General features: G+C 42.3%; 21 protein-coding genes. 8 read left to right on the top strand and 13 right to left on the bottom strand.

Features of this window, described 5'->3' with window-relative positions; genetic code table 11:
* Positions 1–50 precede the first annotated feature (50 nt).
* Positions 51–755, bottom strand: coding sequence for a tRNA (N6-threonylcarbamoyladenosine(37)-N6)-methyltransferase TrmO (gene tsaA, locus DX073_RS00100; protein ID WP_115004386.1), 705 nt, complete (start codon positions 753–755; stop codon positions 51–53).
* A 141-nt stretch (positions 756–896) separates the two neighbouring features.
* Between tsaA and DX073_RS00095 the strand changes: the two genes are divergently transcribed.
* From DX073_RS00095 to DX073_RS00080, 4 genes are all read left to right on the top strand, one after another.
* On the top strand, positions 897–1,670 hold the full coding sequence (locus DX073_RS00095) for a ferredoxin--NADP reductase (RefSeq protein ID WP_115004384.1): 774 nt from the start codon (positions 897–899) through the stop codon (positions 1,668–1,670).
* 71 nt (positions 1,671–1,741) lie between these two features.
* Positions 1,742–1,930, top strand: a complete 189-nt coding sequence (locus DX073_RS00090; RefSeq protein ID WP_115004382.1) for a hypothetical protein — start codon at positions 1,742–1,744, stop codon at positions 1,928–1,930.
* Positions 1,911–2,351: a hypothetical protein gene (locus DX073_RS00085; protein WP_115004380.1), complete on the top strand. Its 441-nt coding sequence runs from the start codon at positions 1,911–1,913 to the stop codon at positions 2,349–2,351. The genes DX073_RS00090 and DX073_RS00085 overlap by 20 nt, the downstream gene beginning before the upstream one ends.
* Before the next feature lie 70 nt (positions 2,352–2,421).
* A complete protein-coding gene (locus DX073_RS00080; RefSeq protein ID WP_220186695.1) occupies positions 2,422–3,012 on the top strand; it encodes a L,D-transpeptidase family protein in 591 nt (196 codons plus the stop codon).
* Positions 3,013–3,026: 14 nt separating this feature from the next.
* Here the strand turns inward: DX073_RS00080 and DX073_RS00075 are convergent, their stop codons facing one another.
* Both DX073_RS00075 and DX073_RS00070 read right to left on the bottom strand, forming a co-directional pair.
* A complete protein-coding gene (locus DX073_RS00075) occupies positions 3,027–3,506 on the bottom strand; it encodes a pyrimidine dimer DNA glycosylase/endonuclease V (protein WP_115004375.1) in 480 nt (159 codons plus the stop codon).
* A 6-nt stretch (positions 3,507–3,512) separates the two neighbouring features.
* A complete protein-coding gene (locus tag DX073_RS00070) occupies positions 3,513–3,935 on the bottom strand; it encodes an HIT family protein (RefSeq protein WP_115004373.1) in 423 nt (140 codons plus the stop codon).
* A gap of 155 nt (positions 3,936–4,090) precedes the next feature.
* On the opposite strand from DX073_RS00070, the gene DX073_RS00065 reads away from it, so the two are divergent.
* On the top strand, positions 4,091–4,543 hold the full coding sequence (locus tag DX073_RS00065) for a thioesterase family protein (protein WP_115004371.1): 453 nt from the start codon (positions 4,091–4,093) through the stop codon (positions 4,541–4,543).
* Between the two features lie 96 nt (positions 4,544–4,639).
* Here the strand turns inward: DX073_RS00065 and hemE are convergent, their stop codons facing one another.
* From hemE to cgtA, 3 genes are all read right to left on the bottom strand, one after another.
* Complete coding sequence (gene hemE / locus DX073_RS00060) at positions 4,640–5,746, bottom strand: uroporphyrinogen decarboxylase (protein ID WP_115004369.1); 1,107 nt, start codon at positions 5,744–5,746, stop codon at positions 4,640–4,642.
* Positions 5,747–5,807: 61 nt separating this feature from the next.
* Positions 5,808–6,923: a glutamate 5-kinase gene (gene proB, locus DX073_RS00055; protein WP_115004367.1), complete on the bottom strand. Its 1,116-nt coding sequence runs from the start codon at positions 6,921–6,923 to the stop codon at positions 5,808–5,810.
* Positions 6,924–6,948: 25 nt separating this feature from the next.
* Positions 6,949–8,163, bottom strand: a complete 1,215-nt coding sequence (gene cgtA / locus DX073_RS00050; protein ID WP_115004365.1) for an Obg family GTPase CgtA — start codon at positions 8,161–8,163, stop codon at positions 6,949–6,951.
* 152 nt (positions 8,164–8,315) lie between these two features.
* Between cgtA and DX073_RS00045 the strand changes: the two genes are divergently transcribed.
* Together DX073_RS00045 and DX073_RS00040 are read left to right on the top strand one after the other, a co-directional pair.
* Positions 8,316–8,747, top strand: a complete 432-nt coding sequence (locus tag DX073_RS00045; protein WP_115004363.1) for a hypothetical protein — start codon at positions 8,316–8,318, stop codon at positions 8,745–8,747.
* Positions 8,717–9,340, top strand: coding sequence for a type II CAAX prenyl endopeptidase Rce1 family protein (locus tag DX073_RS00040; RefSeq protein WP_147279655.1), 624 nt, complete (start codon positions 8,717–8,719; stop codon positions 9,338–9,340). Before DX073_RS00045 ends, DX073_RS00040 begins: the two co-directional genes overlap by 31 nt.
* 124 nt (positions 9,341–9,464) lie before the next feature.
* Here DX073_RS00040 and rpmA read toward each other — a convergent pair whose 3' ends face one another.
* Together rpmA and rplU are read right to left on the bottom strand one after the other, a co-directional pair.
* Entirely contained in the window at positions 9,465–9,722 is a 258-nt protein-coding gene (gene rpmA / locus DX073_RS00035) for a 50S ribosomal protein L27 (RefSeq protein ID WP_029102112.1), read from the bottom strand.
* Positions 9,723–9,762: 40 nt separating this feature from the next.
* Positions 9,763–10,074 carry a 50S ribosomal protein L21 gene (rplU, locus tag DX073_RS00030; protein ID WP_115004359.1) on the bottom strand — a complete coding sequence of 104 codons (312 nt, stop codon included), beginning with the start codon at positions 10,072–10,074 and terminating at the stop codon, positions 9,763–9,765.
* Positions 10,075–10,647: 573 nt separating this feature from the next.
* On the opposite strand from rplU, the gene DX073_RS00025 reads away from it, so the two are divergent.
* Positions 10,648–11,577, top strand: a complete 930-nt coding sequence (locus tag DX073_RS00025; RefSeq protein WP_115004357.1) for a hypothetical protein — start codon at positions 10,648–10,650, stop codon at positions 11,575–11,577.
* A 375-nt stretch (positions 11,578–11,952) separates the two neighbouring features.
* Here DX073_RS00025 and DX073_RS00020 read toward each other — a convergent pair whose 3' ends face one another.
* The 5 genes from DX073_RS00020 to DX073_RS14155 all read right to left on the bottom strand — a co-directional run.
* The gene (locus DX073_RS00020; RefSeq protein WP_147279654.1) at positions 11,953–12,168 is read right to left on the bottom strand and encodes a hypothetical protein; all 216 of its coding nucleotides are present in this window, start codon (positions 12,166–12,168) and stop codon (positions 11,953–11,955) included.
* Positions 12,158–12,520: a dihydropteroate synthase gene (locus DX073_RS14880; protein WP_309473747.1), complete on the bottom strand. Its 363-nt coding sequence runs from the start codon at positions 12,518–12,520 to the stop codon at positions 12,158–12,160. The genes DX073_RS00020 and DX073_RS14880 overlap by 11 nt, the downstream gene beginning before the upstream one ends.
* Positions 12,472–13,077: a dihydropteroate synthase gene (gene folP / locus DX073_RS14875; protein ID WP_309473746.1), complete on the bottom strand. Its 606-nt coding sequence runs from the start codon at positions 13,075–13,077 to the stop codon at positions 12,472–12,474. The genes DX073_RS14880 and folP overlap by 49 nt, the downstream gene beginning before the upstream one ends.
* A gap of 109 nt (positions 13,078–13,186) precedes the next feature.
* Positions 13,187–13,582 carry a hypothetical protein gene (locus DX073_RS00010; RefSeq protein ID WP_115004352.1) on the bottom strand — a complete coding sequence of 132 codons (396 nt, stop codon included), beginning with the start codon at positions 13,580–13,582 and terminating at the stop codon, positions 13,187–13,189.
* Between the two features lie 6 nt (positions 13,583–13,588).
* On the bottom strand, positions 13,589–13,920 hold a 332-nt coding region (locus tag DX073_RS14155; RefSeq protein ID WP_220186694.1), incomplete at its 5' end, for a hypothetical protein.

Below are 13,920 nucleotides of genomic sequence, written 5' to 3'. Positions count from 1 at the left end.
CTTAGTTAAAAAAAGCTTATTTTAAATAAATCTCATTTATTTTTCAAGTCCTAAACCACCCGCACCCCACACACCGCCATAACCCCCTGCTCATTCATGACAAAATCCACGTCCACCGCCCCATACCGCATGGCACACGCCACCCCGATTTCAGATTGGCGATAGGCAGGGCGTGGGTCTTGGGCAATCAGCTCGCCAATGAGTGCTTTGTCATCGGCTGTTAATAAGCCCAACTTTATCAATTGTTCAAATTCATCATTTGCCTTATCATTAAAGATAACATTCCGCCCAGTCGGTTTGTCAAATCCCATCGCCCCATTCACACCGTCCACATAGGGCAGATACGGCTTGATGTCTAGTATCGGCGTGCCGTCCACCATGTCCGCCCCTATAATATGTAAAATCACTTGACCATCAACCACTTCTACCTTATCAAACCCCACCACCGACAACCCCATCCCAGACGGGCGGTACATACTGCGTGTGGCAAATACCCCGATTTTGTCATTACCACCCAAACGTGGCGGACGCACCTGCGGACGAAAATTGGCTTGTGCTTTGTTATGATGAAATTGCCACAATACCCACAAATGGCTATACTGCTCAATGCCGACAAAGGCGTCGGGTGTGCCATAAGGAGTGACAAAGCGGATATGGCTTTTAATGGCGACAAGGTTGGGCTGGCGTGGAATGCCAAACTTTTGGGATAGGGGTGAGCAATGATAGCCGATAATCGGTAAAACGTGTGTGTTCATGGTATTTTTGGGCGGTTTATGCTAAAATGACAAATGGATATGCCAATTTTTAAGTAAAATTTGGCATAAAAAATCGCTATTATACACAAAATTTGCTATTATATCAGATTTGATAATCATTCTTAATAATTGGATAATGCCATGTCAAAATTCATCAACGAAACCGTCACCTACGTCCACCACTGGACAGACCGCCTATTTACCATTAAGACCACCCGTAGCGACAGCTTGCGTTTTAGAAGTGGCGAATTCGCCATGATTGGCATTGAAGTGGACGGCAAACCTCTTGTCCGTGCTTACTCTATCGCCAGTCCCGCTTGGGCAGAAGAGCTTGAATTTTTCTCTATCAAAGTCCAAGACGGCCCTTTGACTTCACGCCTGCAACACATCAAAGTGGGCGATACCCTGCTTGTCTCCAAAAAGCCCACTGGCACGCTCGTACTCGATGACCTGCTGCCTGCCAAGCATTTATACCTACTTGCCACAGGCACAGGACTTGCTCCATTTTTATCGCTCGTGCGTGAGCCTGAGATGTACGAACGCTTTGAAAAAATTATTCTGGTGCATGGCGTGCGTCATACCGAAGATTTGGCGTATAAAGACTTTTTTGAAAATGAACTGCCCAATGATGAGATTTTTGGCGAATGGGTGCGTGAAAAACTCATCTACTACCCCACCGTAACCCGTGATGAGTTTAAAAACCAAGGGCGTGTTACCGACATCATCAAATCAGGCAAACTCTTTGAAGACATTGGCTTACCGCCCATGAACAAAGACGATGACCGTGCGATGATTTGCGGTAGTATGGCGATGAATGCCGATATGTCTGCCATTTTAGACAGTTTTGGTTTGACCGTTTCGCCACGCATGGGCGTACCTGCTGATTATGTGGTAGAGCGGGCGTTTGTGGGTTAATTCCAAAATCCAAATAATATGCTAAAATAAAACGTGTCATTTTTGGCACGTTTTATTTTTGAGATAAATTTATGACAAATTTTACCCAAATACAAACCCTAAAAGCAAAAATCCCTTGTTCCACAAAACAAGCCTTAGATTTATTAGAACAAAGTGATGGCAAGATAGAAAAAGCGGTAGAAGTTTATCATCAAAATAATATCGCTGATATTATCACGCAAACGGATTGCAATAAACCACTTGCTAAAAAAATATTATGAATTTTTTCATCAAGACAAAGAAAAAGCCATTAAGAAAATACAAGAGCTACAAGACCATGATAAATTTATTCATCATCTCATCACTACCAGAGAAGACAAACGCCGTTATCGAGAACCAGGATTTGAGTTCTATATTAAATCCAAAGATAAAAATTATCATTATGATACCAATGATGATTGTGTATTTATTCCCATGCCTGACTGTTGGTTGATTAGCGATATACTTGCAAAACACTGTGATGATTTTGATTATACATTTTTTAACGAATTTAATCATCAAGCAGTTTTAAATATTATTCATGAAATTTCATTATTAACTGATAATGACAAGCAAATCATGCAATTTTATCAAGAAGTAATTGCTTGGCTAGAAGAAAAATCCAAACCTGATAATATTATAGAAATGTATGGTAATATTTAAAAATTTTTTCACATTTTTTCCATAATACTTATCAAATCCTTACGGTACAATGTTTCTATTTATGAAGAAAATGATGAACAAATTAAGCTTAGTGGCGTTATTGGCGATTGGGATTTTATCAGCGTTTGCGGTGAATTTTTATGAAAAATCGCCCGATAACCCTGCGACCGAACACTCTCAATTATCAAAAAGACAATTAGATTTATTAAACGCTCCGCCCTTAGCCACAGGGAGCAAGATTGACAAAATCGTGGTGCGAAAAGCCGACCGTGAAATGGACGTGTTTTATCAAGGCAACTTCTTAAAAACCTACCCCATATCGCTTGGCAAAAACCCGATAGGACACAAAGAATTTGAAGGCGACATGAAAACGCCCGAAGGGGTCTATGCCATAAACGACCGTAATGCCAATAGCGGTTATCACAAAAATTTGGGCATCTCTTACCCCAATGAAGCCGACATCGCCTACGCCAAAGCTCACGGCAAATTAGCAGGCGGGGCGATAAAGATTCACGGCATAAAAAACGGACTTGGCGACATCATCGGGGCAAATCATCTGCTCAAAGACTGGACGCATGGTTGTATCGCCGTAACTGACCCCGAAATAGACGAGCTGTTTGTGGCGGTTGTGGAAGATGCGATGATTGAGATTTTACCTTAATGCTTAAATTAAAACTATAGCCAGTCAGGGCTTGGGCGACCCGTGTACGCCAAAAGATCCGCTTTGCCACAGCGATAATAGGCACGATAGGCACTAACGGTATCATCGCCTTGATACTCATCAGGCATGACCTGTGGCGGTGCTGCAAATGGCGTGTCGGCAGAGATGGGGCAGTTTATCAGAATGTGGCGGAGCTTTTGGTCGGTCAGATGAACCTTGCCATAGCGGTGCGTATATTCATCACATAGGGCGACAAACAGCTGGTAAAGCCAGTCATAATGCGACTTTGAGCCACGCACCCACACCGCACATGGGTGGTTTTGGTGCGTGCATTTATACAGCACCGCCCGCTCATCATCGCAAAGGACGCTATCACCTAGATGATGAGCGGTACACAGTAACTGGGCGTATTCCAATATCATCTTGACCACATGCTTATTACCATGAAAAATGGCACAGCGTATCGGGTCAGGGTCAAGGTAAAAAATGTTCAAAACGCCCTACTTACTGTCAATGACCGCACGGATTTTACTTGCCAGCTCCGCCAGCTCGTCTTGGTCTGCCATGACACTCTCGTGCTTGCCCAGCTCGTGAACGTGGGTTGGGATTAGGTGCATGTGATAGTGGAACACGCTTTGCCCTGCACCTGCGTGGTTAAGTTGCATTTGGACAATGCCATCCACGCCCAGGGCAGTGCGTTGGGCAGTGATGACTTTTTGGGCGGTTTTGAACACCGCACAGGCATATTCGCACGGCAAATCAGACAGCTCCACCGCTTCACATTTTGGAATGACCAGCACATGACCTGTTGCCTGTGGCATGACGTCCATAAAGGCAAGGGTTTTGTCATCTTCATAAACCTTATGGCACGGGATTTCGCCACGCAGAATTTTAGCAAAAATATTAGTGTTGTCGTAAGTCATGGACTACTCCTTTTTACAAAATGAATACTTACATTCTAACACAAACCATATTAAAAACACCCTGATTTTTCAATTTTTAACAAAAACACTTTCCACATAAAGATGATATTCTTTACATTTAGGTGTACAATGGTTAAAAATTTAAGGAATAACCCATGATTGCTCAAGCAAAACCCATTTTTAGCAACCACTACAAAGTCTATATCAACCACACAGACGCAGGCGGTATCGTCTATCATGCCAATCATTTGACTTTTTTTGAAAACTGTCGCCGAGATTGGCTGACCTCGTTAGGATTTAATGGTTATTTTTTTGACACGGACGGGACGGCAGATGGCACAGACGGACAGCAAGGCAAGGTGCATTTTGTGGTCAGCCGTGCTGATTTAACCTATAAATTACCACTTTTGGTTGATGACAACCTTGTCGTTGCCATTACTGATGTCACCAAAAAGTCCGCCAGTCTCATCATGACTCAGCACATCTACCGCAGTGATGATGATTTTAATCAGGGCAAGGTCGCCACCATTGGTGTGATTACCCTTGCTTGCGTCATGAACAGCGAACACGGCATTCGCCCCTGTCGTCTACCCATGACGTTTCGCTAATGATTTGTCAAACAGCCAAGTCACAAAAAATCATTTGGCTTAACCATAAAAAAACAGGAAGTATCTTCTTCCTGTTTTTTTTATTTTTAAAATGGCTTACAGTTTAAACTCATGCACGCTATCCACAAACACCTTAGCGTGTTCGGGTTTGACCCACTGGGTAATGCCATGCCCAAAATTTGCCACATAGCCCGTTTTGTCATTCACATAAGCATCTGATAGCATATCATGTACCGCCTTTTTGATGTCGGCAGGCGAGCCGTATAGCGTGGCAGGGTCAAGGTTGCCTTGAATGGCTTTTTGACGTTGTAGCTTTTTATGCTTGACCGTCAAAGTCTTTTGAGCGTCATTTAACTCACGTCTTGCCTTATCTAGGGGCATTGTCCAGTCAAGACCCAAACAATCCGCCTCGCTGTCCGCCTGTATGTCAAGCCACAGCCCGCCCCCTTTGGTAAACATGACCACAGGCACATCGGGATGCTTGGCTTTTAAGCGGGCGATGATTTCACGATTATAATTATGGCTAAATTCCACAAATTGACGATGACCCAACGCCCCACCCCAACTGTCAAAAATCTGCACAATCTGAGCCCCTGCGTGTATCTGAGTATCTAGGTAATCCACGACAGCGTCTGAGATTTTGGCAAGCAGGGCGTGCAAAAACTCAGGTCTGGCATACATCATCTCTTTGGTGTGGCGAAACTCACGACTAGAACCACCCTCCACCATATAAGTCGCCAAAGTCCAAGGACTACCGCTAAATCCAAACAGGGGTACTTGTCCATTTAGCTCTTTACGGATATTGGTTACCGCTTTCATGACATAGTCAAGCTGACTGTTTACATCAATCTTTGGCAAGCGTTCAAGGTCGGTTGGGGTGCGGACAGTGTATTTAAATTTAGGGCCTTCGCCTTCTTCAAAATACAGCCCAAGCCCAAACGCATCAGGGATTGTCAAAATATCACTAAACAAAATCGCCCCGTCCAGCTCAAAACGGCGTAACGGTTGCAGAGTAACTTCGGTCGCCATGTCGGTGTCTTTGCACAGGCTCAAAAAATCGCCCGCTTTGGCACGCACTTCTTTATACTCTGGCAAATAACGCCCTGCTTGTCGCATCATCCACACAGGCGTGGCGTCCACAGGCTCAAAACGCAAGGCGCGCAGTAGGCGGTCATTTTTTAAGGGGGCGAATTGTTGGGTCATTGTCATTCCACTGGTTAAGTTAATTCTTAGTTAAGTTAATTTTTAAAATTTCAAATATCTATCACAAAACCGCCATGTCATCACGGTGTACCATAATGGCTTTGTCGTTGTCGCTTAGGCTTAGGATTTGTAGGACTTCATCGGTGTGTTTTTGGGTGATTTGTTTGGCTTGATTGCTGTCAAATCCGACTTGACCCACCGCCAACCGCACCTTTTGGGTATTTACAATCTCCACCACATCGCCTGCGTCAAAGTCGCCTTGCACGTCTAGCACGCCCACAGGCAGTAGTGATTTGTGCTGTTCGGTGATTGCCTTGACCGCACCGTCATCAATGATGAGCGTGCCTGCCATACGAATGTGCGTGGCAAGCCATTGCTTTTTGGCGATAAGGCGGTCAGCATGGTCGGTCGTGAGCCGTGTGCCGATAGACTCGCCGTCCGCCAGTCGCACGATGACATTTTCTACTTTACCATTGGCGATAATGGTCGGGCAGTTTGCCATGGCGGTCAATCGCCCTGCACGGATTTTGGTCAGCATACCGCCAGACCCCCATTTACCGCCGTCCCCCGCCACATCAAACAGATAATCCGCCATGGCTCGCTCGCTTGTGATGAGCTTGGCGTTGGGATTGGTGCGTGGGTTATCAGTAAATACGCCGTCTTGGTCGGTTAGGATAATGTACAAATCCGCCCCTATCATGGTTGCACTCATCGCCCCAAGCGTGTCATTATCGCCAAATTTTATCTCGCCATAGCTGATGGTATCATTTTCGTTAATGACAGGCACGACACGCCACGCCAAAAGCTGGCTCATGGTCTGGCTGATGTTAAGATAACGGGAGCGATGAGCTAGGTCATCATGGGTTAGTAGGATTTGTGATGACTGCACGCCTTTTTGGATTAACGCTTGCCACCATGTCTCAATCAAGCCCATTTGCCCAATGGACGCACAGGCTTGCAAGGCAGGCAATTTTTTGGGGCGTTCGGGCAAATTCATGCGAACCACGCCTTCGGCAACCGCCCCACTCGACACCAGCACCACTTCAATCCCACGAGCGTGCAACGTGGCGATTTGTCTTGCCCATTCATAAATGGCGGTGCGGTCAAGCCCCCGACCGTTATTAGTCAAAAGCGATGAGCCGATTTTTACCACGATACGCTTTGGCGAATTATCCATGCTATTTCCTTATATCAGCTCATCATCAGTACGGAGCGTATTCCACCGCCACATCATAGTCGTCATCATTCCAATCATCATCGTCATCGTCCGATAAGCCTTCACGCTCGGCTTTACGGCGGGCACGGTAGGCTTCTTTTTGGATTTCGGTGTTGTGGCGAACTTCTTCTTCTAGACGAGCAAACCGCTCAGCTTGGGCTTTGGCAAACTCTTCATCGTCCGCTTCACGTTCTTGCTCTTCTTCAATTTCGTTCATCAGATGATATTTAATCTCGTCCACGCCTTGCCCACTAATGGTAGACGTGCGAAACACTTCGCCTTGCCAGTCCAATTCTTTGATGATATTGTTACAAACGTCATCAATCTCATCATCTTCTAATTGGTCAATTTTGTTTAATACCAAAATTTGGGGCAATTTGGACAATTCAGCAGAGAATTTTTCAAGCTCATTTAGGATAATCCGTGCATTCTCCACGGGATTTGATTCATCAATGGGCTTGACGTCCACGATGTGAAGTAGCCGTCTGGTGCGGGCAACGTGCTTCAAAAAACGAATGCCAAGCCCTGCTCCGTCTGATGCCCCTTCAATTAAGCCTGGGATATCCGCCATCACAAAGGACTGATGCGTTCCCACGTCCACCACACCCAAATTTGGCACAAGTGTGGTAAAGGGATAATCCGCCACTTTTGGGCGAGCGGACGACACTTGACGGATAAAGGTAGATTTACCTGCATTCGGCAAGCCAATCAGTCCCACGTCCGCCACGACTTTTAGCTCCAACTTCAAATTTTTGGCTTCGCCAGGAAAGCCAGGGATAGCTTTACGGGGAGCTTGGTTGGTAGAAGTCTTAAAACGGGTGTTACCAAACCCACCATCTCCGCCTTTGGCAACCAGCACGACTTGTCCCACTTCGGTCAAATCGCCAATCGCCACATCAAGGTCGGTATCAATAATGGTCGTCCCCACAGGCACTTTTAGGTACACATCGTCCGCCCCTTTGCCCGAGCAGTTTTTTGAGCGACCGTTTTCGCCCCGTTTGGCTTCAAATTTACGAGTATAGCGAAAATCCACAAGCGTGTTGGTGTTGTCATCGGCAATCACATAAACGTCGCCACCCTTGCCACCGTCTCCGCCATCAGGCCCGCCCTTTGGAACGAATTTTTCACGGCGAAAGCTTACGATACCATTACCGCCATCGCCTGCTTTTACGCTGATTACAGCTTCATCAATAAAACGCATAATTTCTCAAAATATTTTAATCTAACTGGTAATTATATCACGTTTTTTTTATAAAATCTTTATCGTAAAAGCACGGTTTATAAAAAATATCTGTTGGCTGAAAAATTATATCCGAACGATTACAATACATTCATCACACTGGGCGTATATTTATGAATTTACACAATATTGGCTTGATATTGCTTGGTATTGGCTGTATGACAGTAATTTTAGCAACTGGATTGTATTTTCAGCCGATTTTTCGCTATTATGACCTGCACCAAAGCTCATTTTTTAAAAGCATGACTCAAACACTCATTAATGACACAGGCAACAAACGTATTCACTACAGGCACGTTTGTTTTTCACACACATATTTCTGGGATAAAGATGAGCGACCCTATCAAATGGAGCTAACCACCATGCCCTCACTTATCTCAAAAGAATTTCAAGCAGTTATCAAGTTTAATAACACACACATTGAAGAAAATCACCTTATGGCAATTGACAATCGCACAAATAACATCACAGATTCTTTCATCAATGAACTCATCAAACTAAAGTCATTTATCCTTTGGCTTACAATGAGAAATTATGGTTTTTGATTTTATTTAAAAGCAGTTTATGTTTACTTACCTTTGTTGTGATTTGGCTTGTCCATTATCGTCTTTATCATTATTCTTATGAAGGTTTGTCTTCATATTTGGGATTTGATAAACTAAATTGGAATTTTTTATTATTATGGACGATTATTTTTATTAGCTTACATTCATTTCAATGGGCGAATCACACCCAAGCTACTCATATTAGGTTAAGCGAAGATATTTTAACTTATGGACTTTGGGCAACCTTAGATGCCTTTCAAAGCGAACGCATTGCTTTAGTTCTTAGCAGTGCTGTTTTTGCTTTTACACACTACAACTTTGACCCAACCGCTGTAATATTCTATTTTATCAGCAGTTTTATTTTTGTTTCTGCCAGAACCACAGGGGGACACTTGCCTTTGCCATATTTTTGCATTTTTTACACAATTTCGCCTTGGTGTTGGAAACGTTGGTCATCATGTCAAAATAATACGGTCAAAAATTTTAAAAGTACCGCAAAATCAACCTTAGGCGTAGGGTGCAGCCACGCATCGTTTGAAGCAACAGCCCTTTATTGGTGCATGATACGCACCTTACGCAGGCTTTATAGTTAATTCCGTCCCCTATCCAAAACACCACGCAAACATCAAAAAGTATTATGTTAAATAAATTTTAATCACCCAAACAAAAACCCCACCAGTTTGCACTCGTGGGACTTTGTGTGAGGTTTTTGGCTGATTATTCGCCAACAACAGACACATAACGGCGACCAAACTCGCCTTTCTTTTCAAATTTTACCACGCCATCGGTCAAGGCAAATAGGGTGTGATCACGACCCATGCCTACACCTTCACCTGCGTGAAACTCGGTGCCACGCTGACGCACGATGATGTTACCTGCGATGACATCTTGACCGCCAAACACTTTTACGCCGAGCATTTTTGGGTTAGAATCGCGACCGTTCTTGGTGGAACCACCAGCTTTTTTAGTTGCCATGAGAATATCTCCTGTGAATACTTTTTATAAAGTATATAAATTAACCATTGATTGCGTTGATTTTAAGCTCGGTGTACCATTGGCGATGACCTTGCTCTTTGTGATAGTGCTTACGGCGACGGTGCTTAACGATACGCACCTTTTTGCCACGACCGTGAGAAACCACTTCTGCAACCACGCTGGCACCAACAACCACAGGCTGACCGATTTTTACATCAGCACCATTTACTACCATTAGCACTTCCTCGATATTCAAGGTTGCACCAACTTCTGCTTTCAATAGCTCAACTTTCAAAGTCTCGCCAACGCTGACACGGTGTTGCTTACCGCCACTTTTGATAACTGCGTACATCTGTACTCTCCAAGAAACCTGTCTGCCGTGATTGGCGACCTGCCAACACTTGAAAACGGACGAGACTAGGATAAAAACGCCCCATTATACGCTATTTTTTAGGGGAGTGCAAGTACTTTTTATGCGTATGCCATTGTATAGTCAAAGGGGCGAATGTGTTCTAATGCCGATTGGGAATTTTGTTCAGCTTGTAAGTTGGGTTACAGTACGAAACCCAACTTTTTTCTACCCTGCACCCTAAAAACTCACAAATAATGATAACATTGGTGGTGTGGTGTTATTATCAGTGGGCGTGGAGCGATAGATACAACTTTTTTATAAAGAGCAGTCTTTATAATGGTATGCCTGACAAAGAACATCTACAACCGTTAAAATTCCAAAGTCAGTCTGTAGTTGGGTTAAGCGATAGTAAAACCCAACAGTTTAAGTTTCAGATTTAAAATGTTGGGTTTCGTTATCTCAATCTAACCTATGGGCTTCCATAGAAAAAATGGGCAATTTCAAACCTGACAACGACTCTTTTTATCGCGATACCGATGAAAAAGCCCAAATTTTTGAGATTTTTAAATTGAAATGAAAAAACTATACGAAATTTTAGACAAAAATTACAACGATTACAACTTAGGCTTTGAAGTGCAATCGCCTGAAAAAGAATTCGTTTCGTGGGATAGCACTTATGCCGAAATACTCGCCTTGCCCTGTGTGGAACCCAACAATACGCTCGATATAGGCTTGGAACTTTCCAACCACTACGCCTTTAAATACCCTGTGCGAGTGGGAAATCTGCTCTTTAAAAATTGGGGATTTTATTATATTCCCCACCACAGAAAGGATATTGCTGTTCAGTCGTATTCTTTTGTGGTTTTTAATCCTTATACCATTGATTTAGAAGAAGTTTTAACGATAAAAAACACTTTGCACAGGCATTTAAAAGAACGCAAAAATCATATTCCTTATTACGACATCGGTTTTGATTTTGACACCAATAATCATATAAACTTTCATTTGTATTTTTGGAAAGACACTCAACAACTTCATTTTGAAGTCATTAACCAAAGAGAATATCCGCATTTACTTTTGAATGAAGAATATGAAAGCAAGATGCAAATTTCTGATTTTGTGCTTTTTGAAGAAGAAATTTCTTTGACCAGAAATTATAAAGAATATCAATCGGTGAAACGCCGACCACCTATTTTAACAGAGCGTTTCGGCAAAAAGCCTGTTCTATGTGTGGATAAAACCAATGGAATTTTGGGAATTGCCGATGAAATATCAGCTCAATTTGTACCGCTTGGCCAAATAGAACGCTTTGAAATGACGCGTGCCTTACCCGCCAAAGGCTGCGGCTGGGACGATTTTTGCATTTTAGAAAAGAGCAAAGAATACACCACTCGCCTTTTTATTTTGCCTTGTTATGCTTTTGATAAAAACCATTTAAAAGAAAAGATAGAAAAAGTGATTGGGCAAAAACTGCCTATTGTGGATTATGGTTATGATTATTGAAAATCAATTTTTTTAATCAATTCAACTTTTAAGCAAAAAAAATGACAGAATATCCATTTTTTTAAAGAAGACGGCATTGCTTCTACCCAAGAAAAGGGGTTTATTCCAAACCTTCAAAAAGCGATGCCGATTTGGGTTTATACTGAAAATGAATATTTTAACGATTTTTCACCCAAACAAAAAAAGGTTTTTGAAACATTTTTTAACGCTGGAAATATTTTAACGCCACTGCAAGTCGCCATAGCTCGGTAGGTTGGGTTAAGCGATAGTAAAACCCAACAGTTTAAGTTTCAGATTTAAAATGTTGGGTTTCGTTATCTCAACCTAACCTACAAGCTATAATATGATTCATAAAACCAACTCCATTTAATAACATCATTCTATAAACCAAATATTTCTCACAATCATTATTATCACAAATAACGACAATCCAGCCACCACCAATACCATTTCTATTTTTGTGGCTTTTGGGTGTTTCATTCCAATGGAAATAAAAAATAGTTGATTTTTAATCATATATTTTATTATCCCCACCGCAAATGTCAAAAACGCCAAAAATTGCAAATACGCAAGCCCTGTATCAATCATCATCAATCTTATCCGAAAGCGAATACCACACCGCAAGTGCCTCCACCGTCTGTGCGACATTGTGCGTGCGAATGATACTTGCCCCCTGTGCCACCGCAAGTAGGGCAAGGGCGGTGCTGGCGGTGTCTCGCTCGCTGGGCGTAGTGCTTTGGTATTGGGGCAACTTACTGTTTGCCAAAAGCTCGCCCAAAAAACGCTTGCGAGACACACCAAACAACATCGGATAACCCAATTTGCCAAATTCACCCAAATTTTTCATAATCTGCGTATGATGTTCGTACTTTTTGGCAAAGCCCATACCCACATCTATGATGACATTTTCACGCTTGACACCAGCCCTGATTGCCTTATCCACCAAGCCCCAAGCTCCGCCGACACTTCTTCTAACACCTCATCATAGACCGCCATTTTATCCATTGTGGCAGGCTCACCACGAGCGTGCATAATGACCACAGGCAAGCCCAAATCAGCCGCCATCTGTGCCGCCCCTGTCCGCTTTAAGCCCCGCACATCGTTCCAAATATCCGCCCCCAAATCCGCCATCGCCTCCATCACAATGGGACTGCTGGTATCAATGGACAGCCAAAGATTGGGGTAGGTTTTTTTGATTTCGGTAACAATCGGCGTAAGCCTTGCCAGCTCCAACTCGTCTGTAACAGGCGTGGCATTGGGGCGAGTGGATTCCGCTCCAATGTCAATAATGTCCACCCCCTGCTGTATCATCTCGTCCACTCGGGCAAAGGCGGTGTGGGTGGCGGTAAATTCGCCACCGTCCGAAAATGAATCAGGCGTTACATTTAAAATCCCCATTATTCTGGGTTTGGATAAATTTAAAATTTTGCCATTGGCGGATAAGGCAAAATTGGGTAAAGGGGCGAATAAAGGATTTGGGGTTTGGTTAAAGTCGGTCATTGTAAATTTGTCCAAATAAAATTAAATAATGGCAATTATTATAACAGATAATTTTATTAAAAACATCTTATTTTTTAATAAAAATTTTTATTTAAAAATTCATTGATTTTTAGTTTGATAACCTGTCAAATACCGTTTCTATATAATATTGATATTCATTGTTTAAGGTTTGATAAATGGGTTTTTCGGTTAATGCCAATATTTTTTGGGTAATGATATGTTTATGGTGCAAGCAATCTATCCATTTAGCAATTTTGCTTATCAAACCCAGATAATCCAAATCAAAATCATAATAAAAGTTTGCACAAAAATTTATAAGCACAACATCATTATTTAAACCTTTTAATAAAACTTCCAATAATTCATCAGTCACTTCTGTCAATCCAGAAACATAAAACATTTCAATTATACCAAAAACATTGATATAATGAAAATTATCTTGATATTGGCATAATTGATTTTTAAAAAATAATTTGGCAAATTGTTTAAAAATGGCTAATTCCAACTTTGATCATACACCCAAATCCAAATAGCATTTTTGTAAAGAATATTCAAAATCTACATGAAGTTCTTGACCTTGCACCAACAATTCAAACACTCCTGGGATAAAATACCGCATTTCATCAGAAATAGCTATTTTATCAACCCTGCCTGACACATCAATATACTCATAAATTACCCAAGCAGGTAACTCACGCACAGGTGTTCTATAAATTGTTTGAACGGTGTTTTCGCAAATCCAAGACCTATTATACAATTCAAGCGGTTTATGCGGACGATAATTTTGAAAAATTACACAAGCCATTTCTATCAAAGTGTGAATGTCTTTGGTATTTTCAATCT

The sequence above is a fragment of the Moraxella lacunata genome (genome assembly GCF_900453205.1).
Taxonomy (GTDB): Bacteria; Pseudomonadota; Gammaproteobacteria; order Pseudomonadales; family Moraxellaceae; genus Moraxella; species Moraxella lacunata_B.
Note: the sequence above shows the minus strand (reverse complement) of the source record. Positions and strands in the feature narration are given on the sequence as shown.